The sequence below is a fragment of the Nocardia sp. JMUB6875 genome (genome assembly GCF_041154655.1).
GTDB lineage: Bacteria > Actinomycetota > Actinomycetes > Mycobacteriales > Mycobacteriaceae > Nocardia.
The window spans coordinates 1-18,088 of the sequence record NZ_BAAFGR010000037.1; the positions used below are offsets into that span (position 1 = coordinate 1).

16 protein-coding genes and 1 tRNA gene are annotated in these 18,088 nt (G+C 69.7%); 2 read left to right on the top strand and 15 right to left on the bottom strand.

Translation table 11 applies throughout. From position 1 onward, the window contains the following. Positions 1-72: 72 nt before the first annotated feature. The 5 genes from ACAM49_RS11980 to ACAM49_RS12000 all read right to left on the bottom strand — a co-directional run bounded on the left by ACAM49_RS11980 (position 73) and on the right by ACAM49_RS12000 (position 5,526). A tRNA-Thr gene (locus ACAM49_RS11980) sits at positions 73-145 on the bottom strand. 82 nt (positions 146-227) lie between these two features. Next, positions 228-1,442 (bottom strand): DNA polymerase III subunit delta', encoded by a 1,215-nt coding sequence (locus ACAM49_RS11985; RefSeq protein ID WP_369635543.1) that lies wholly within the window; start codon positions 1,440-1,442, stop codon positions 228-230. A gap of 60 nt (positions 1,443-1,502) precedes the next feature. Further along, positions 1,503-2,009: a DinB family protein gene (locus ACAM49_RS11990; RefSeq protein WP_040802786.1), complete on the bottom strand. Its 507-nt coding sequence runs from the start codon at positions 2,007-2,009 to the stop codon at positions 1,503-1,505. Between the two features lie 119 nt (positions 2,010-2,128). After that, entirely contained in the window at positions 2,129-5,008 is a 2,880-nt protein-coding gene (topA, locus tag ACAM49_RS11995; protein WP_369635584.1) for a type I DNA topoisomerase, read from the bottom strand. A gap of 314 nt (positions 5,009-5,322) precedes the next feature. Next, complete coding sequence (locus ACAM49_RS12000; RefSeq protein ID WP_033089373.1) at positions 5,323-5,526, bottom strand: cold-shock protein; 204 nt, start codon at positions 5,524-5,526, stop codon at positions 5,323-5,325. A 435-nt stretch (positions 5,527-5,961) separates the two neighbouring features. Between ACAM49_RS12000 and ACAM49_RS12005 the strand changes: the two genes are divergently transcribed. Beyond that, positions 5,962-8,358, top strand: coding sequence for a DEAD/DEAH box helicase (locus ACAM49_RS12005; protein WP_369635544.1), 2,397 nt, complete (start codon positions 5,962-5,964; stop codon positions 8,356-8,358). Positions 8,359-8,678: 320 nt separating this feature from the next. On the opposite strand, the gene ACAM49_RS12010 is transcribed toward ACAM49_RS12005, so the two are convergent. The 8 genes from ACAM49_RS12010 to ssd all read right to left on the bottom strand — a co-directional run bounded on the left by ACAM49_RS12010 (position 8,679) and on the right by ssd (position 13,868). Then, the gene (locus ACAM49_RS12010; RefSeq protein ID WP_369635545.1) at positions 8,679-9,086 is read right to left on the bottom strand and encodes an Rv3654c family TadE-like protein; all 408 of its coding nucleotides are present in this window, start codon (positions 9,084-9,086) and stop codon (positions 8,679-8,681) included. Then, entirely contained in the window at positions 9,083-9,397 is a 315-nt protein-coding gene (locus ACAM49_RS12015) for a TadE family type IV pilus minor pilin (RefSeq protein WP_369635585.1), read from the bottom strand. The genes ACAM49_RS12010 and ACAM49_RS12015 overlap by 4 nt, the downstream gene beginning before the upstream one ends. A gap of 35 nt (positions 9,398-9,432) precedes the next feature. Beyond that, entirely contained in the window at positions 9,433-9,648 is a 216-nt protein-coding gene (locus ACAM49_RS12020; protein WP_369635546.1) for a DUF4244 domain-containing protein, read from the bottom strand. A 60-nt stretch (positions 9,649-9,708) separates the two neighbouring features. Next, positions 9,709-10,305, bottom strand: coding sequence for a type II secretion system F family protein (locus tag ACAM49_RS12025; RefSeq protein ID WP_369635547.1), 597 nt, complete (start codon positions 10,303-10,305; stop codon positions 9,709-9,711). Continuing rightward, a complete protein-coding gene (locus tag ACAM49_RS12030; RefSeq protein ID WP_369635548.1) occupies positions 10,302-11,114 on the bottom strand; it encodes a type II secretion system F family protein in 813 nt (270 codons plus the stop codon). The genes ACAM49_RS12025 and ACAM49_RS12030 overlap by 4 nt, the downstream gene beginning before the upstream one ends. Before the next feature lie 192 nt (positions 11,115-11,306). Then, entirely contained in the window at positions 11,307-12,503 is a 1,197-nt protein-coding gene (locus ACAM49_RS12035; protein WP_369635549.1) for a TadA family conjugal transfer-associated ATPase, read from the bottom strand. Then, positions 12,496-12,645 (bottom strand): hypothetical protein, encoded by a 150-nt coding sequence (locus ACAM49_RS12040; protein ID WP_369635550.1) that lies wholly within the window; start codon positions 12,643-12,645, stop codon positions 12,496-12,498. The genes ACAM49_RS12035 and ACAM49_RS12040 overlap by 8 nt, the downstream gene beginning before the upstream one ends. Beyond that, complete coding sequence (gene ssd / locus ACAM49_RS12045) at positions 12,642-13,868, bottom strand: septum site-determining protein Ssd (RefSeq protein ID WP_369635551.1); 1,227 nt, start codon at positions 13,866-13,868, stop codon at positions 12,642-12,644. Before ssd ends, ACAM49_RS12040 begins: the two co-directional genes overlap by 4 nt. Before the next feature lie 428 nt (positions 13,869-14,296). On the opposite strand from ssd, the gene ACAM49_RS12050 reads away from it, so the two are divergent. Continuing rightward, positions 14,297-15,106, top strand: a complete 810-nt coding sequence (locus tag ACAM49_RS12050; protein WP_369635586.1) for an HAD family hydrolase — start codon at positions 14,297-14,299, stop codon at positions 15,104-15,106. A 494-nt stretch (positions 15,107-15,600) separates the two neighbouring features. Here ACAM49_RS12050 and ACAM49_RS12055 read toward each other — a convergent pair whose 3' ends face one another. Continuing rightward, on the bottom strand, positions 15,601-16,347 hold the full coding sequence (locus ACAM49_RS12055; RefSeq protein WP_369635552.1) for an oxidoreductase: 747 nt from the start codon (positions 16,345-16,347) through the stop codon (positions 15,601-15,603). A 52-nt stretch (positions 16,348-16,399) separates the two neighbouring features. After that, the gene (locus ACAM49_RS12060) at positions 16,400-18,088 is read right to left on the bottom strand and encodes an ABC transporter ATP-binding protein (RefSeq protein WP_369635553.1); all 1,689 of its coding nucleotides are present in this window, start codon (positions 18,086-18,088) and stop codon (positions 16,400-16,402) included.

Sequence of the window (18,088 nt, forward strand, 5' to 3'; positions counted from 1 at the left end):
CCCCTCACCCCGAACACAAGTCGCCCCAACGAGAAGAGGTGAGGACCCACAGGGCCCTCACCTCTTCTACCGAGCCGCCTGGGGGAATCGAACCCCCGACCTTTTCATTACGAGTGAAGCGCTCTACCGACTGAGCTAAGGCGGCGTGCCTTCCGGCGCCCAGAGTCTATCGTCTCGCCGCCGGATCACGAAAACGGGTGGTCGGGGTCACGGGGGGTATGCCGGGATCAGGCCGAGCGGGCGGCTATGAGGGCGGCGGCCATGGCGGCGAGGGCGAAGCGGGGCTTCACATTGGTTTCGAGGGCGGTGCGGCAGTCGAGGACGGCCTGGATGGAGAGGAGTAGGCCCTCGGGGCGGACGTCGGTCGCGAGTTCGCGGATCTGGTCGGCCATATCGGGGTGGGTGAGGACGACGCCGGAGGAGGAGTCGGGCTTGGCGGCGCCGAAGCGGACGGCGAGGGCGTCGCGGTACATGCCCGCGACGTCGATCAGGGCCCGGTCCAGGGCGTCGCGGCCGGTGCGGGTGGCACGCGACTTCTGGCGCTTTTCCAGGTCTTTGAGTGCTCCGGCGGAACCGCGGGTGGCCCCGGCGGTGCCCTTGCCGGTGCCGCCCGCACCCAGGGCGGTGGCCAGCTCGTCGCGTTCCTTCTCGTCCCGCTCGGCACTGACCTGCTTGGCCTCGTCATCGGCCGACTTCACCAGCTCGTCCGCCGCCGAGTAGGCCGCCGCGGGCCGCGCGGTCGCGGTGACCAGGGCCAGCGCGCGCTTGCGCCGGGCCCGGGCCTGATCGTCGGTGGCCAGCCGCCGGGCCCGGCCCACATGCCCGCCGCTCACCGACGCCGCCCAGTTCGCTACTTTCTCGTCCAGCCCGTCCCGCTCGCGCAGCACCTGCGCGATCGAGGCCACCGACGGTGTCGCCAAATGCACATGGCGACACCGGGATCGGAGCGTCACCGAGATGTCCTCGGGATCAACCGAGGGCGCGCAGAGCAGGAACACGGTGCGCTCCGGCGGCTCCTCGACCACCTTGAGCAGCACATTGCCCGCCGCCTCGGTCAACCGGTCGGCATCCTCGACCACCACGACCTGCCAGCGCCCGGTGCTCGGCCGCCGCGAGGCCACCTGCACGATCTCGCGCATCTCCTTGGTGCCGATGCTCAGGCCCTCCGGCACCACGCGCCGCACATCGCCGTGGGTCCCGGCCATGGTGGTGGTGCACGCGTGGCAGCGCCCGCACCCGGGCGTCCCCTCATCGGTGCACTGCAGCGCCGCCGCGAAACACAGGGCCGCCACCGACCGCCCCGATCCGGGCGGCCCGGTGAACAACCACGAATGCGTCATCGCCGACGAGGACCCGGCCCCACCCCGCGCCGCGACCGCGGCGGCGGTGAGATCGGATTCCACCGCACCCTGGCCGACCAGCCGATCGAAGACACCTGCCACGCGCACAACCTTAGCCGCCACCCCCGACAGCCAGGCCGACGGTCAGCGGACGCGCTGCCCTCAGTTGGCGCGCTGATACGTGGTGTTGGCCCCGTCCAGGGCTTCCCGGATGATGTCGGCGTGCCCGGAGTGATGCGCGATCTCCCGCAGGATGTGCAGCACGATGTAGCGGGCGGTCAGATACACCCGCTCCGGCGCCCACGGCGCGGTCGGCGTCGGCACCGAATCCTCGAGATTGGGTAGCTCCCGGACCAGCTTCGCGGTGTGCTCGGCGACGACCTCCCATTCGGCGAGCAGCCCGGCGACCGTCTGATCGGGATCCAGCCGGTACTCGGAATCCATTCGGGAGACATCGAATTCGGAGTTCGGATCGCGTTCGACCAGGATGGTGGTCCAGTGCTTCTCCACATTCACCAGATGGCTGAGCAGACCGCCGAGGGTGAGTTCACTGACCGTGGTGCGCTGCCGCGCCTGCTCGTCGTCGATGCCGCGGACGGTGATCCGGAACAGCTCCCGCTGGCTGTCCAGGATCTTGATCAGTTCTTCACGCTCATGGTCGACGGTCATCGAATGTCCTTCCGCTGGTGCGTGTTACCGGGCTCACGCTACGGCAGGGCACCGACAGGAAACAGCGGCTGAAATGCGAGATGCTCCCGCCGGAACGGGAGCATCTCGATGAGCGTCACTCAGGACTGCGCGGCAGCCGTGGTCTTCTTCGCCGGCGCCTTCTTCGCGGCTGCGGCCTTCTTGGTCGTCACCCCGTCGGCCGTCTTGGCCGCCGCCTTCTTCGCGGCCGCCTTCTTCACCACGGTCTTGGCCACCGCCGTCTTCTTGGCGGCGGTCTTCTTCGCCGCCGCCTTCTTGGCGGTCTTCTTCGCGGCCTTCTTCACCGGCCCGCGCGCCCGCCGATCGGCCAGCAGCTCCGAGGCCCGCGCGTCGGTGATGGACTCGACCTCATCGCCCTTGCGCAGGCTGGCATTGGTCTCACCGTCGGTGACATACGGGCCGAACCGCCCGTCCTTGATCACCATCGGCTTCTCCGACACCGGGTCCACACCCAGTTCGCGCAGCGGCGGCGCACTGGCCGACTGCCCGCCGCGCCGCTTGGGCTCGGCGTAGATCTTGAGCGCCTCCTCGAGCGTCACCGAGAAGATCTGATCCTCGCCGGTCAACGACCGCGAGTCGGTGCCCTTCTTGAGGTACGGCCCGTATCGCCCGTTCTGCGCGGTGATCTCGTCCCCGGAGGTCGGGTCCACGCCGACCACGCGCGGCAGCGACAGCAGCTTGAGCGCCTCGTCCAGGGTCACCGACTCCACGCTCATGGACTTGAACAGCGAGCCGGTGCGCGGCTTGGGCTTGTCGGCCGCCTTCTTCGTGGTCTTCTTCGCGCCGGTGTCGATATCCTCGGCCGGTTCCGGCAGCACCTCGGTGACGTACGGCCCGAAACGCCCTTCCTTGGCGACGATTTCGTGCCCGGACACCGGATCGACACCCAGCGAGCGTCCCTCCTGCGGCGTCGAGAACAGCTTCTCGGCGACCTCCGGGGTCAGCTCGTCCGGCGGCAGATCATCGGGCAGGTTCGCCCGCTGCGACACCGGATTCCCGTCCGGGTCATCGGGATTGACGACCATGCGCTCCAGGTACGGCCCGAACTTGCCGACCCGGACCACCACATCGCGGCCCTCATCATCGCTGAACAGCTTGATGGAGTTGACTTCTCGCGCGTCGATATCGTCGAGCCGTTCGCCCACCATCTTTTTCAGGCCGCCCGAGCGCGCCACCGAGCCCTGCGCACCGTGATCGCCGCCGAAATAGAAGGAGGACAACCAGTTTCCGCGCTGCTCGCGCCCACCGGCGATGGCGTCGAGGTCATCCTCCATGGCCGCGGTGAAGTCGAAGTCCACCAGCCGACCGAAATGCTCCTCCAGCAGCCCGATCACCGCGAACGCCACCCACGACGGCACCAGCGCGCTACCGCGCTTGTACACGTAGCCGCGGTCGAGAATCGTCTTGATGATCGAAGAGTACGTCGAAGGACGGCCGATGCCGAGGTCTTCCAACGTCTTGATGAGCGAGGCTTCGGTGAATCGCGCGGGCGGATTGGTGGTGTGCCCGTCCGGCGCCAGCTCGATGGCCGTGACACCCTGGCCCTCGGTCAGCGCCGGCAGCCGCGATTCGGCGTCATCGGACTGGCCGCCCGCCTCCTCGTCGACACTCTCCACATACGCCTTGAGGAAGCCCGCGAAGGTGATGGTCCGGCCCGACGCCGAAAACACGCACTCCTCACCGGAATTCGCGGTACCGGTGATGCGCACAGTCAGCGTGGTGCCGCGCGCGTCCTGCATCTGCGAGGCCACCGTGCGCTGCCAGATCAGCTCGTACAGCCGGAATTCGTCACCGTCGAGCTTGTTGTGCAACTGCCCCGGCGTGGCGAAGGTGTCGCCCGCGGGGCGAATCGCCTCGTGCGCCTCCTGCGCGTTCTTGACCTTGCGGGTGTACTGCCGCGGCGTCGGGCTCACGTACTCCGCGCCGTACAGCTGCGTGGCCTGCGCCCGCGCCGCCTGAATCGCCGACTCCGACAGGGTCGTCGAGTCGGTACGCATATAAGTGATGTAGCCGTTCTCGTACAACCGCTGCGCCACCCGCATGGTGCGCTCGGAGGTGAAGCGCAGCTTGCGCGCGGCCTCCTGCTGCAGCGTCGAAGTCATGAACGGCGCGTACGGCTTTCGCGTGTACGGCTTGGATTCCACCGAGGTGACCGTGAGGTCCGCCCCGTGCAGGCCCTCGGCCAGCCGCTGCGCGTATCCGGCGTCGAGCACGACGACACCCTGCGACTTGAGCTGCCCGTCGGACCCGAAATCGCGACCGGTCGCCACTCGCGAACCCTGCACACTGACCAGCCGCGCGCCGAAGACCCGCGGATTCCCGCCGCTTTCGTCGCCGCCCGCGTCCAGCTTGGCCGCGATGTCCCAGTACTCCGCGGACCGGAACGCCATGCGCTCGCGCTCCCGCTGCACGATGACGCGCGTCGCCACCGACTGCACACGGCCCGCCGACAGGCGCGGCATGACCTTCTTCCACAGCACCGGCGACACTTCGTAGCCGTAGAGCCGGTCCAGGATGCGCCGCGTCTCCTGCGCGTCGACCAGATCCTGATCCAGTTCCCGGGTGTCGGCGGCGGCGGCCTGAATGGCCGGCTCGGTGATCTCGTGGAACACCATGCGCCGCACCGGCACCTTGGGCTTGAGCGTCTCGAGCAGATGCCAGGCGATGGCCTCGCCCTCGCGGTCGGGGTCGGTGGCGAGGTAGAGCTCGTCGGCGTCGGCCAGCAGGCTCTTCAGCTCGCTGACCTTCCCCTTCTTCTCGGGGCTGACCACATAGATGGGCTCGAAGTCGTGATCGACGTCCACGCCGAGCCGGGCCCACTGCTGTCCCTTGTATTTGGCGGGCACGTCCGCCGCACCGCGCGGCAGGTCCCGGATGTGACCGACCGAGGCCTCCACGACATAGCCGCGGCCCAGGTAGGGGGCGATCTTCTTGGCCTTCGTCGGCGACTCGACAATCACGAGACGACGCAGGGAACGGCCCTGGTCGGGCGCTGCCTGGGAGTTCGGCGCTGCACCGCGGTCTCGTGTTGCCACCGGCGAACACACCTTTCGTCTCGATCCGCGTCGGCTGGTGTACGCGCCATACGCGGCTGGGGCAAGCGGCTGCGATGTCCGATATCGCTGCCAGCAACGTTTATACCGTGTTCAAAGGCCGTGGCTGGTGCACGGCGACGATGTAGCCCCTGATCGTGATCGAGTGTAATGGGTCCAGATATGGGTCGTCCCCCACCGCCAGGGGGCGATGGGGGACGGATACCTTCGGGAGGGCTCGCTCAGAGCGCCCGAACACCGGTGGCCTGCGGGCCCTTGGTGCCCTGGCCAACCTCGAACTCGACCTTCTGGTTCTCCTCGAGGGTGCGGAAGCCCGTCCCCTGGATCTCGGAGTAGTGGACGAAGACGTCAGCGGAGCCGTCCTCGGGCGCGATGAAGCCGAACCCCTTCTCCGCGTTGAACCACTTCACAGTTCCCTGTGCCATTCTGTTCCTTCTCTTTCCATACCGGAACGGTAGACAACGAGGTTCGTCCACCGGGTCCGTTGAGACCGCTGTACTCTGTTCCCCCTGCAGGAAAGCACCTAGTACACCGTTCGCAACATCGATCCTGCTGATGGTTTGGACTTTCGATCCGTTCCCTCGAACACAGAAGCTTGCGACCAGGAACCAGTGAACCATGTCTTCCGGCAATTCAACAGCCGAGTTACCCACAATTTGCAAAAAAGTTGATCTTGCGAATGCGCAGGTGAGGGGCATAATGCCCAAATCCGTACTTGAAGTTGGTTTGCTTCCGGATAACAGAGCGAGCATCTGGCAAACAGGCTGTGAGGCGGGTCGCTACTCTGCAGTGAAATGGCAGGTAGGGCAGCGGGCGCACACACGTTTCGCACCCGTTCGGCGTGTCGCGGTGACGCTTCGATGAATGGTGAAGATCAGCCGCGATCCAGCGGAGACAACGGCGACATCAGCTATGGGAGATCGTTGCTGAATCGTGTCCTGAACGGCCAGCATTCCGGTGACTCCCGCCTCACCCATGTGACCGAGCTACCGCCGCGTGCGGCCCAGATCACGAAATGGCCCGAATGGACATCTCCGGATGTCATCGCCGCAGTTCAGGCTACCGGCGTCGCGGAGCCGTGGAGCCATCAGACCCGGGCCGCCGACCTGGCCGCGGCGGGTCGGCACGTGGTGGTGTCGACCGGGACGGCGTCCGGGAAATCGCTGGCGTATCAGCTACCGGTGCTGACCGCGCTGCAGGAGGATCCGCGCGCTACCGCGCTGTATCTATCGCCGACCAAGGCGCTCGGGGCCGATCAGCTACGCATGATCAACGAGCTGACCAGCGAAGATCCCTTGCGGAACGTGCATCCGGCGCCCTACGACGGCGATACGCCCGCCGAGGTCCGGCAGTGGGTGCGGGCGCATTCGCGGTGGGTGTTCACGAATCCGGACATGCTGCATGTGGGAATGCTGCGCGGACATCAGCGCTGGGCGCGGTTGTTCCGGCAGCTGAAGTACGTCGTGGTCGACGAATGCCATATATACCGGGGCGTTTTCGGGTCCCACGTGGCGCTGGTGCTGCGCCGACTACGGCGACTCGCCGCGCGGTACGGGGCGGATCCGGTGTTCGTGCTGTGCTCGGCGACCGCGGCGGATCCGGCCGCGACGGCCGAGAAGCTGATCGGCGCACCGTGTGTCGCGGTCACCGAGGACGGGTCGCCGCAGGGGTCGCGCACCGTGGCGCTGTGGGAGCCGCCGCTCCTCGGCGGGGGCGTGACCGGGGAAAACGGTGCGGCCGTGCGACGTTCGGCCGGAGCGGAGGCCGCCACGGTGATGGCGGATCTGGTGACCGAGGGGGCGCGCACGCTGACCTTCGTGCGGTCGCGGCGCGGGGCCGAGCTGGTGGCGATGGATACGCGACGGCTGCTGGCGGATGTGGACGCCGAGCTCCCGGGGCGTGTCGCGGCCTATCGGGCCGGGTATCTGGCCGAGGATCGGCGGGCGCTGGAGGCGGCGCTGTCGGAGGGCTCGCTGCTGGGCGCGGCCACCACGAACGCCCTCGAGCTGGGCGTGGACATCGCGGGGCTGGATGCCGTTGTGGTGGCGGGATATCCGGGGACGGTGGCCTCGTTCTGGCAGCAGGCCGGGCGCGCCGGGCGCCGCACACAGGGCTCACTGGTGCTGCTCATCGCGCGCGACGACCCGCTGGACACCTACCTCGTGCACCATCCGGAGGCCCTGCTCGGGCGGCCGCTGGAGGCCAGCATCACCGACCCGCACAACCCGTACGTGCTCGGGCCGCACCTGCTGTGCGCGGCCCTGGAACAGCCGCTCAGCGATGCCGAGGTGCACGACTTCCGGGCCTGGGATCTGCTGTCCGACCTGGCCGAACAGGGTCTGATCCGGCGACGCGCGGGCGTGGCCCGGGACGGGACCGCGCGCTGGTTCGTGACCGCCGACGCGCATCCGCACGACGCGGTCGACGTGCGCGGCGGCATCGGCTCGGCGATCGCGGTGGTGGACGGCGAGTCCGGGCGCATGCTCGGCACGACCGACGCCGGGCGCGCACCGGCCACCCTGCATCCGGGCGCGGTACACCTGCATCAGGGCGAGAGCTATGTGGTCGACGAGCTGGACCTGGAGGAAGGCGTGGCCCTGGTGCACGCCGAGACGCCGGGGTGGAGCACCAGCGCCCGGGCGGTGACCTCGCTGGAGATCGAGGCGGTGACCGAGGAACGCCGATTCGGTTCGGTCACCACGGCTTTGGCCTGGGTGCGGGTGACCCGGCAGGTCATCGGCTACCTGCGCAGACTGCCCAGCGGTGAGGTGCTGGACATGATCGAGCTGGACCTGCCCGCGCAGACCCTGCCCACCCGGGCCGTGTTCTACACCGTCACCCCTGACCTGCTGGCCCGGGCCGGGATCGACGCGCGGCACGCCGCGGGCGCACTGCACGCGGCCGAACACGCCGCCATCGGCATGCTGCCGCTGGTCGCGACCTGCGATCGATGGGATATCGGCGGCGTGTCGACGGCCGAACACCCGGATACGGGGCTGCCCACGGTCTTCGTCTACGACGGGCATCCGGGCGGGGCGGGCTTCGCCGAGCGCGCGTTCTCCCGGCTCCGCCACTGGTTGACGGCCACGCTGGGGGCCATCGACTCCTGCGGGTGCACGGCCGGCTGCCCGTCGTGCGTGCAGTCACCCAAGTGCGGGAACGGCAACAACCCGCTGGACAAGGCCGGTGCGGCCCGCCTGCTGCGGGCCGTGCTGGCCGAGCTCGGGGAAGGTGACGGCGGCCACACCGAACCGTGACGCCGCCGTCGCCGGAGCGAGATCGGAACGCCATCCGACCAACCGGTCGGCGTCGTCAACTGGTAGATATCGGGCGGTCTCCGCGAGGTCGGGGGTGTCCGCGACACGCCGAGGGCCCGGAGTGATTAAAAAGGGATGTGATCCTGTTAACTGGAGGGTTGCTCCGTTCGATAATGTCGCTCCCTGATTTACCTGTGCATTCATTCGAATGAGTCTCGGGGAACGAATAGGAAAGCGATCGATACCCAATCTATTCGCCGATCTTATTCATCGAATATCGACATTGATCAAGGGTCGATGTGGCGCGCGCCATCGCATTTCTAACCAACCGCTCGGTACGAGGTAATGGCTTGCGCGTCCCCTTCCGCCGGGCCCGCCCGGGCCGCCGCGCGCACCTCCCGCGGACCCAATGGACCCAGCGATATCCGCCCCTCGACGGCCACCGTCACGTCCCATCCCGCCACCTCGCACTCCACCAGTCGTACGCCCATTCGGTTCGCGATATCCGAGGCCCGGCGACAACCCGCCGCGGTACCGCCGTCCAGGGCGCCCGCGGCGGCCAGCGCACCCAGATCCGCGGCGGCCTGCACCCGATGCCGAGCCGCCACGGCGACCCCTATCTGGGCGATCAGGACCATGGTGGCGAGCAGGCCGGTCAAGGCCAGGCACGCGGTCACCGTCACCGCACCCGCCTCGCCGTCCCCTCGATCTCGGACGAACCTCGTCATCGGGGCTCCCCGGGCTCGCGGACGGCCACGGCCGCAGCGTGCAGGGTGAGCGGTAGCAGGATGGCCCGGGCGCTCACGTCGGCCACGACCAGATCCCCCTCGGTGCGGAGCTGAACCCGCGCGCCGGGCGGCGCGGCCCGGCTGCCCACGGTGACGGCCGCCGCGGTATCGCCGCGAGCGGCCAGCCGGGCCGCCTCGCGGGCGGCATCGACACAGCGCACCTGCGCCGATACCGCCAGCAGCGCCCCGATCCCGAGCACCAGCACCGCGACCAGCGCGGCCAGCGCGATGGCCGCCTCGACGGTCGCCATCCCCGCCTCGGCATGAAGAGGTGGTGTGGCATACGTCACTTGACGGGAGTCTTCAACGCCTTGTCGATGATGTTCGTCAGGGCGTTCACAATGCTGTCCCCGGTCACCACCGTGTACAGCACCGCCCCGAAGGCCGCCGCCGCGATCGTCCCGATCGCGTATTCCGCCGTGCTCATGCCGTTTTCGGCGGTGACCACGCGCAGCAGGCGAGTTCGCACTCCCCAGAACAGGTTTCGGACAGTCGTTGCCACGGTCGCTCCTTCCCTCGCTCCGGCGCGGCGATTCCGCGCCGGCACAGTCGTCGGTGGTGTTCACAGCAGCCCGCCCCGCAGGACCCGGCCCGCCAGGCCGATCACCACCGGGACGATGCCCAGGCACAGGAAGGCGGGCAGGAAGCACAGGCCGAGCGGACCGCCGATCAGCACACCCGCGCGTTCGGCCCGCGCGGCGGCCGCGTCCTCGAGCTCGCCGCGCCGGCGTTCCGCCAATTCGGCCACGGCCGTGGCCAATCCGGCGCCCGAGCGCGCGGAGCGCCGGGCCATGCGGGCCAGGGCGGTCACCGAATCGTCGGTCTGTCCGGCGGTGGCCTGCTCCCAGGCCGTGGCCGGATCGGCGCCCAGGCCCAGCAGATCCGAGGCACGGCGCAAGGCGGTGGCCAGCGGCTCGGGCGCCTCGATCGCGACGGCCGCGGCCGCCGAGGCGGTGGGCAGTCCGGCTCGCAAACAGGCGGCGAGCAGGTCGAGGGCCGACGCGACACCGAGCGGATCCGCTTCGGCCCCAGCGCTGGATGGTGACGGAAGGCCGGGCGTCGACTCGTTCATCCGACGCAGTCGACGCATCGCGTCCACGCGGCCTGGCAGCATGAGCAGGGCGAGGGCGGCCAGGGCCGCGGCGATCGATGCGGTCATCGCAGCACCTTGTCCGTGATGGCGTCGGCCCACAGCAGGCCCGCGCAGGTCAGCGCGGATCCCAAGGGCAACAGCACCGTTCCCGCCGCGGACCGGAAGAGGACGTCCAGCGGGGACGCGCCCATCAGCTCACCGAGTCCGATGCCGAGCAGCGGGAGCAGGGCCAGCACCGCGGCGGTGGCGCGGGCGCCCGCCAGGGCCGCGCGGGTGCGATCGCGGAACCGCTTGCGGCCGAGCAGATCCAGGCGCGCGGCGGTCAGCAGCTCGGCCAGGGCGAGACCGTGCCGCTCCGCCACCTGCCAGGCCGCCGCCACCCGCGCCAGCTCCCCCGCCACCGCCGCGCCCGGCCGCCGCAGGCCCTCGGCGCCCGAGCCACCGAGTCGGCTGCGCGCCGCGCTCACCGCGAAGGCTCGCGCCACCTCACCGGTGGTCTCCTGAGCCGCCACCTGAGCCGCCGCGCTGGGGTGCGCGCCGATGCGAAGTTCCCCGATCACGGACTCCAGGCCTTCGATCAGCTGCGCCGAGTCGGCGGCCTGCAGCCGCTCCCGGCGCGCCCGCCGACGCCGGGCGGCGAGCGTGGCGGCCACCAGCACCGCCGCCACCACCGGTCCGGGACCGGTCAGGAACACGAGCGGAGCTCCGAGCAGCGGTGTGGCGCGAATCATCCACTTGGAACCAAGCTTTCGCGCGTACTCCGCCCGCCGGAACAGCCCTCGGAATCGCCGATGCGCGGTGGGCAGGGGCATGACCAAGATGGCCGAGGCGTAGCAGGCGAGCGCTGGAGCCAGCGCACCGAGATCCGATGTCATCAGAGACATCCGTTCGTCTCCGCATCCGAATCATCGGTGATACCAGCAGAATTGGCCGCATCGCGGCGTATGCAGGCTCTACGCCAGCCCAACCGCAGTCCCGGAAAACGCGAACCACGCGCACCGAACGGGCTACAGCACGTCGAGCTACTGCCAGCGCACTCCTGTTGGCACCGTGTCGAATTGGCTTCTTCACTCGCGGGAATCATCGGGTGTCCTTTCGCCGAGCAGTTCGATGAGGGCGGCCGCGGCGGGAGCCGGGCGTGAGTCGGCGGTCCACGCGGGCGTTATGCGGACTCGGCCATCGACCGGGGTGACCATGCCGATCTCGCGGAGGACGCGGCGACCGTCGGGATGCCGGTGGACGTGCAGGACCACCTGGATCGCCGCCGCCAGCTGGCTGTGCAGGGCGGCCGCGGGCATGCCGCCCAGGGCCGCGAGCGCCTCCAGACGAGCCGGGACCTCCCCCGGCGAATTCGCGTGCACGGTGCCCGCCCCACCGTCGTGGCCGGTGTTCAGCGCGGTCAGCAGATCCACCACCTCGGCGCCTCGAACCTCGCCCACCACAACGCGATCCGGGCGCATGCGCAAGGCCTGGCGGACCAGATCGCGCACGGTGACCTCGCCCGCGCCCTCGACATTGGCGGGCCGGGCGACCAGCCGGACCACATGGGGATGCGGCGGTGCGAGTTCGGCGGCGTCCTCGACGCAGATGATGCGCTCGGCCGGATCGACCTTGGCCAAAAGTCCCGACAGCAGCGTAGTTTTTCCTGCGCCGGTTCCGCCGACCACCAGGAACGCGAGCCGGGCCCGAATGATGCGCTCCAGCAGGACTTTCGCGTCGGGCGGCACCGCACCGGCGGCGGCCAAGGCGTCCAGCCCCTGCGTGGCGGGACGAAGTACCCGCAGCGACAGGCAGGTGCCGCCGTGCGCGATGGGCGACAGTACCGCGTGCAATCGCACGCCGAACGAATCACCCAGCACCGCTTCGGTTCCCGCCAGTCGCCCGTCCACCCACGGTTGCGCGTCGTCGAGCCGACGCCCCGCGGCCAGGGCCAGCCGCTGCGCCAGCCTGCGCACCGCCGCCTCGTCCGGGAACCGCACCGGCGTCCGCCGCAGGCCCCGACCCCGGTCCACCCACACCGAATCCGGCCCGCAGACCAGCACATCGGCGACCTCCGGATCGTGCAGCAGCGACTCCAGCACGCCCGCACCCGTCATCTCGGTCTGCAACAATCGCAAGGCGCGCAACAGATCCGCGTCCGCCAGCACCCCGCCCGCCTCGGCCCGGATCGCCGCGGCCACCCGCGCGGGCTCCGGATCGACCGATCCCTCCGCCAGCCGTTCCCGCACCCGCTCCAGCAGCTCCGCGGTCACCAGCTCACTCATCGCGGACCTCGACGCCGATCAGGAACCACCGCCACCCACCACCGGGAGCGGCAATGCGGCAGTAGGCGATTCGTCCGGACGCGCGCCGCACACCGGGCCAGACGCCGAGCACGGTGGGCCTACCCGGCCGTATCCCCTTCATTTCGAGACCCCCGTCAGGTTCGCGGTATGCGCCGTTCGCCACCACGCGGCGCCCGACCGGCCCGGAGTGCGGCGAGGCGCCGAATAGTCAGAGAACAGGGCGGTCAGTGCGGTTTCGGCGGCGGTGCGCAACGGACCGCGGCGGCGGACCGTGAGTGCCCCGCGTTCCAGGCGCTCGGTCAGACCCGGCTGCGACGGGACCGCCGCCAGCAGCGGCAGCGCGAGCGCCGTGGCAATCTCCCGCGGCGCCAGCCCGCCCGGGGCCGGGCCGCGAACGATCAACCGCACGTCCGGGTTTCGCACCCGCAGATACGCGGCGGCACTCTTGGCGGCCGCGATCGACCGCAGCCGCGCCTGGGCCACCAGCACCACCAGATCGGCGCTGTCGAGCACCTGCTCCGTGTACGCCCCGTGGTCACTCGACAGATCGGCGACCACCAGATCACCCGCGGCGCGACCGCCCTCGATCACGGCCCGGACCGCGGCGGGCGCAAGGGCCGGAGCCGCGGGGTCGACTTCCTCAGTGGCCGTGGCAGAATCGCCAACGCCCGCATCGGCTGCCTCGGATTTGCTTGCGAGAGTTGGCCTTCCACAGGACAGCACGGCCAGTCCCGAAGTATTCGGGAGTGCCGCATGCAATGCCGGTGCGGCCACTCGTCCGTGTTCGATGGTGAGGTCGGGCCAGCGGAGCCCAGGCGAGGTCTCGAGGCCGAGCAGCAGATCGAGGCCGCCGCCGTAGGGTGCGCAGTCGACGAGCAGGGTGCGGTCGCGGAAACGGCCTGCGGCGGTGAGCGCTACGGCCGTGGCGAACACCGAGGCGCCGGATCCGGCGCCCGCGCCCGCGACGGCGAGGACCGCGCCGTCGCCCGGACGGCGGCCGTCGTGGGCGGCGAAGGCGGCGATCAGCGCGTCGGCCTCGGCGGGCAATTCGACGACATGTTCGGCGCCGGCGGCGGTGGCGGCCTGCCAGTCGAGCAAACTCGCCTCACCATCGGTCACCAGGAGGATTCCGGGACGGCGCGGGTGCCCGGCGGATGCACAGCTACGCGCGGCGGCGGTGTCGAGGACGATCACGGACGCGGCGGTCCAGGCGTGGCGGCCCGGCGGCGGCTCCCGCTCGTCGAGCGGGCGGTCGGCCGCGGCGGCGATGCGGCGGATCTCCTCGCGCAGGCGGGGATCGGCGACCAGCGACAGCGCCGGTGGGATGACGGCATCGGAGTTCATGCTGGTCAGCGTCGCCCGAACGACAATGTCGCGAAAGCGCCGCTGCGGCGAGTGTGGATAACACGCGGCCTGTGCAGAACTCGATGAGCGGAAGGGAATCCGAACTGTCCGGAAATAGAGGACGGCCCCAGCCGGGGGGGGAGGAGGCTGGGGCCGTCGGGTTCAGCCCCGGGGGGTCGGGCTGAACGCGCCTGGACCATGTCCAGGTAATTGCGATACTACACCCAAGCCCCGCCCGGATTGCAAGTCCGCCCGGCGAGTCTTTTTCCCGCCCTGACGGCCCGGCTTCCAGCTGGCTAACCCGGACAAATCCCACCCCGAAAGTGACGCCTGCCACGACCGCCGCCGCGCGGTATGAAAAGCGCAGTTGAACCGCGAGACCCGCCCACCGCGACCGAGATTCCCGCGACGCGCCGCGGAACCATATCCTGGACCCCGTGACAGCCGAACGCGGACGAGTCGCCGCCTTCTTCGATCTCGACAAGACGGTGATCGCCCGGTCGAGCGCCTTCGTGTTCAGCAAGCCGTTCCTGGATCAGGGCCTGCTCAGCCGCCGCGCCGTCCTGGAGAGCAGCTACGCGCACTTCCTGTTCCTGCTCCAGGGCGCCGACCACGATCAGATGGAGCGGATGCGCGAGCACCTCACCAAGATGTGCGCGGGCTGGGATGTGGACCAGGTGCGCTCGATCGTCGCCGAGACCCTGCACGACATCGTGGATCCGCTCATCTACGCCGAGGCCGCGGATCTCATTGCGGACCATCGGATTCGAGGGCACGACGTGATAATCGTGTCGGCCTCCGGGGAGGAGATGGTCGCGCCGATCGCCGCCGCGCTGGGCGCGGATCATTTCGCCGCCACCCGCATGGTCATCGAAAACGGCAAGTACGCGGGCGAAGTCGAGTTCTACTGCTACGGCAAGGGCAAGGTCGAGGCCATCGAAAAGCTTGCCGCGCAATACGATTACGATCTCTCGCGCTGCTACGCCTACTCCGATTCCAGCACCGATCTGCCGATGCTCGAGGTGGTCGGCCACCCGACGGCGGTGAACCCGGACCGCGCGCTGCGGCGCGAGGCCGCCACCCGCGGCTGGCCCGTCCTCACCTTCTCGAACCCGGTGTCGCTGTGGGCCCGGATTCCGGCCCCGACCACCACCACGGTCGCCGCGACCGCCGCGGTCGGCCTGGGCGCACTGGCCGCCGGGGCCCTCACCTACCGCCTGTTACGCCGGCGCGGCTGAGGCTTCCACGCCGGTGCGGCTGAGGCCGGGCGGTTTCGGAAACGCCGGGACGGAAAACCGCCGAACACGCCGAGTATTGGAATGTTTCCCCAGGTCTTGATGTGATGGCGGTCACGGGGTAACAATGGATGCACGGAAGGACGGAAGGCCAAGATCGGATCGGAAGAGAAGGTTCGACCTCCCATCCCACCCTTCCCAGCACGGACACCAGGCACCCACGCGGAGCACGCCGCGACAAGGGCACGAGTAGTTGTGGGCCTGCGTTATCCGGGATTTCGACGGCGAGGGCCTCGCATCCAATGCGGGGATGAACCACCGGATCCCGGAGAGCTCGCCGAGGCCGAAGAAACACAACCCGAGAAGCACGCTTGGTAACCCGGCGATCCGTGCTAGCGGGCGGTGAGGTCGCAATTCAGCGACAACGCCGCCCGCGCTGATGTGCAAGGGCCTTTCGGAAACACCTGGCGCACAGGTTATTTCACCGTCAGGGGTATTTACCCCGAAGCCGAATCCGCGATCGAGCGGGCCTCTCGCGCACCGTCTTCCAGTGCGCCGCAGGTGAAGATCACCCAGCCGCCGACGCCCTCCGCGGTCCCCATGCCGAAGGCCGCGGCGGCGTCCAGGTAGGCCTGGCGGCGGCGCAGCCAGAAGACCTCGGGGACGCCGAGGCTGTGCGGGTCGAGACCACTGGACACCGCGACCAGGCGGGAGGCGGCGCGGGCCACGATGCCGTCGGCGGTGCCGAAGGGGCGCAGGGAGAGCAGTTCGCCGTGCACGATGGCGGCGATCACCGGGGCGGGGGCCTTTGTGGTGGTGATGGTTTGGGCCAGCAGGTCCAGGCGTTCGGCGACGCCGGGGACGTTGCGGGGCCGGCCGAGCTGCTGTTCGTCCTCGACCATGTCGGCGGCGGCGAGCAGGTGCAGGCGGGCCAGGGCCTGCAGGGGCGCGCGCTGCCAGACACCGACCAGGTTGGTGAGGGCCTCGGCGTCCAGCGCCTGGCCGACGCGCAGCGAGCCGGCCAGGATGGGGTCCTCGACGCGGCCGTCGGCGGGCAGGTCGATGGTGCCGCCCTCGATGGCGGCCGAGGAGCGGGCCGCGCGCACGGCGGCCTCGGCGGCGGTGGTGGGCCAGCCGCGGCGGTTGGCCCGGTGCCGGTGCACCTCGGCGAGGGCGTCACGGGCCTTGTCGGCGGCATCGCGCACGCCGGGCAGGTCGACGAGGGGCTGCAGCGGGTCGGTCACGAGTTAGAAGGCTACTGCCGGGTATCGGGCCGTCCGACACCCGGCAGCCGGGTCAGCCCGCGAGCAGGTCGCGGCCGGGAATGGCCTCGAGCAGCCGCCGGGTATACGGGGATTGCGGATTGTCGAAGACCTCGGTGGTGGACGCCGCCTCGACGACCTTGCCCTGGCACATGACCAGGACGTCGTCGGCGATCTGGCGGACCACCGCGAGGTCATGGGTGATGAACAGGTAGGTGAGCCCCAGTTCGGCCTGGAGTTCGTTGAGCAGCGCCAGGATCTGCGCCTGCACCAGGACGTCGAGCGCGGAGACGGCCTCGTCGCAGACCACCACCTCCGGAGACAGTGCCAGCGCGCGGGCGATGGCCACCCGCTGGCGTTGCCCGCCGGAGAGCTCGTTGGGATAGCGGCGCATGACCGAGGCCGGAAGCGAGACCTTGTCCAGCAGATCGCGAACGGTGGCCTCGCGCTCCTTCGGGGTGCCGATGCCGTGGGTGCGCAGCGGCTCCTCGATGGTGCGGTAGATCGAGTACATCGGGTCCAGGGAGCCGTACGGATCCTGGAAGATGGGCTGCACCCGACGCCGGAACGCGAAGGCGGCCTTGGCATCCAGGGTGGCCACCTCGCGCCCGTCGAAGCTGACCCGCCCGGAGGTCGGCGGCAGCAGACCCAGCACCATCTGCGCCGCGGTGGACTTGCCCGACCCGGACTCCCCCACGATGGCGGTGGTGGTGCCGCGCCGCAGCGTGAACGAGACATCGTCCACCGCAACGAGTTCGGTGGATTTCCAGGGCGCGTTGCCGCGGATCCGGAACACCTTGGTGAGCCCCTCGGCGACCAGCACATCGTCGGGCACACTGGAGAATTCGGCATTGGTCTCGGCCAACTGCCCGGCCACCTGTACCGCCTGCTCGCGCACCTCGGCGCGTTTGCGCACCGACGACAGCCGCTGGGAGGCCAGCGACGGCGCGGAGTTCACCAGTTTCTTGGTGTAGAGGTGCTCGGGTTCGCGCAGGATCTGCAGTGCCGGACCGGATTCCACCACCCGACCCCGGTACATGACCACCAGATGCTCGGCCCGCTCGGCCGCCAGCCCCAGGTCGTGGGTGATGAGCAGCACCGCGGTGCCCAGTTCGGCGGTGAGCCCGTCGAGGTGGTCGAGGATCTGCCGCTGCACGGTGACGTCCAGGGCGGAGGTCGGCTCGTCGGCGATGAGCAGTTTGGGCCGGCAGGACAGGCCCATGGCGATCAGGGCGCGCTGGCGCATGCCGCCGGAGAACTCGTGCGGATACTGGTTGACCCGCCGCTGTGCGTCGGGCATGCCCGCCTCGGTGAGCAGTTCGACCGCGCGCTCCCGCGCGGCCTTGCCCTTGGCGATCCCGTTGGCCTCCAGCGTTTCCCGGATCTGATATCCGATCTTCCACACCGGATTCAGATTCGACATCGGGTCCTGCGGCACGAACCCGATGCCCTTGCCGCGCACCCGGACGATGTCGTTCTTGGACGCCTTGGCCAGATCCTTGCCGTCGAAACAGATGGAGCCGGAGGTGATCTCGCCGGTGCCGGGCAGCAGGTCGATGATCGCGTGCGCGGTCGTGGACTTGCCGGACCCGGATTCACCGACGATGGCCACCGTCTGCCCCGGATACACCGTCAGGTTCACCCCGCGCACCGCCGGGACGCGCGAGCCCTCGGAGGTGAAGCAGACATTCAAATCGCGGACGTCGAGCAGTGGTTCGGTCAT

Coding starts and splice junctions, on each gene's coding strand:
- ACAM49_RS11990 (WP_040802786.1), bottom strand. CDS start 2,009: ATGACCGTCGACCATGAGCGTGAAGAACTGATCAAGATCCTGGACAGC.
- ACAM49_RS12000 (WP_033089373.1), bottom strand. CDS start 5,526: ATGGCACAGGGAACTGTGAAGTGGTTCAACGCGGAGAAGGGGTTCGGC.
- ACAM49_RS12005 (WP_369635544.1), top strand. CDS start 5,962: ATGAATGGTGAAGATCAGCCGCGATCCAGCGGAGACAACGGCGACATC.
- ACAM49_RS12010 (WP_369635545.1), bottom strand. CDS start 9,086: ATGACGAGGTTCGTCCGAGATCGAGGGGACGGCGAGGCGGGTGCGGTG.
- ACAM49_RS12015 (WP_369635585.1), bottom strand. CDS start 9,397: ATGGCGACCGTCGAGGCGGCCATCGCGCTGGCCGCGCTGGTCGCGGTG.
- ACAM49_RS12025 (WP_369635547.1), bottom strand. CDS start 10,305: ATGACCGCATCGATCGCCGCGGCCCTGGCCGCCCTCGCCCTGCTCATG.
- ACAM49_RS12030 (WP_369635548.1), bottom strand. CDS start 11,114: ATGACATCGGATCTCGGTGCGCTGGCTCCAGCGCTCGCCTGCTACGCC.
- ACAM49_RS12035 (WP_369635549.1), bottom strand. CDS start 12,503: ATGAGTGAGCTGGTGACCGCGGAGCTGCTGGAGCGGGTGCGGGAACGG.
- ACAM49_RS12040 (WP_369635550.1), bottom strand. CDS start 12,645: ATGAAGGGGATACGGCCGGGTAGGCCCACCGTGCTCGGCGTCTGGCCC.
- ssd (WP_369635551.1), bottom strand. CDS start 13,868: ATGAACTCCGATGCCGTCATCCCACCGGCGCTGTCGCTGGTCGCCGAT.
- ACAM49_RS12060 (WP_369635553.1), bottom strand. CDS start 18,088: ATGACCGAACCACTGCTCGACGTCCGCGATTTGAATGTCTGCTTCACC.